General features: G+C 54.6%; 1 pseudogene. It reads right to left on the reverse strand.

The annotated features are described in order from the left end of the window. Positions 1-891, reverse strand: a pseudogene (locus EOA27_RS37965) (SIR2 family protein); the annotation flags it as partial. Positions 892-976 lie beyond the last annotated feature (85 nt).

A 976-nucleotide genomic window follows, 5' to 3' on the forward strand; every position in this document is an offset into this window, starting at 1 on the left:
GATAGGGAAGAGGCCGTGATCGTCCTCTGTCCAGCTGATCGATCCATGCAACTTACACAGATAGACGAACGCATCGACTGCGGACCATTTTCGGTTTGAAAGATCCAGCTGCTCAGCCAAGGCGTAGCGAAATGTGGAGGGGTTGAATCGCCGCTCTATAATGCCCGAGAAACCATTGGCGTAAGGAATGCCAAGGCGATCCATCGCAGTTTCGTTGAACAGATCATAATTCGTGGTGAACACCCAAGGACGGGGTAGGCTTCGGTCGCGCAACACTAATTTGCGATAGAACTTTTCATAGAGGTCGCGGACAGCCGTATCCCCGTTCGCGAAAGCACCGTCAGTGCACTGCTCCCAAAGGAATGCTTGTACCTTGTTGACGACCTGCGTCAGTTCTTTGGCCCGCGTCCAGTGGGATGATTTCGCGCTACGTTGGGAGACAAAACGGAGACTGTGCAGGACCTCCATCAACCGCTCGAGGTTACGCGCGTACTCATCTTCCAGTTCGACGCCGGCCTCTTGGAGAATGGCCACTTCTTCTCTGGTTAGAACCCAGTCGGGCGACTCTACAGGCGGCAAGTCGGCAGTGTCTTCACCCAATAAATCCTCGTCCTCCGCAGCCTGCTGTGCGGCTGCCAACGCTTGGGTGGTAGTATTGCAAAACATCTCAGCTAGGGGCTGCATCGTTGAGATGCCTCGCTCCTCTCCATCGATACGCAATGACGAGCAGCCTGCACCTAAAAGAAACGCCACGTTGCGCGCGTTCAAGGCATCGGCGATGCCTTTCTGAACTGTCTCGACTCCTTGGGTCCAATCGATGATGGCCGGTGTCGAATCGCCGTTGCGGACAATCTGAAACTGGCGCTGCGGCGCCACATTCTCGTCAGCCATCCCCTCTTCCCCCCAACGATGCGAGCATCAAGAATACGCCCCAGTAGTGACCCACCGTTCAAATTAAAGCAAAGATGATTTGTAT

The organism is Mesorhizobium sp. M2A.F.Ca.ET.037.01.1.1, from assembly GCF_003998075.1.
Taxonomy (GTDB): Bacteria; Pseudomonadota; Alphaproteobacteria; order Rhizobiales; family Rhizobiaceae; genus Mesorhizobium.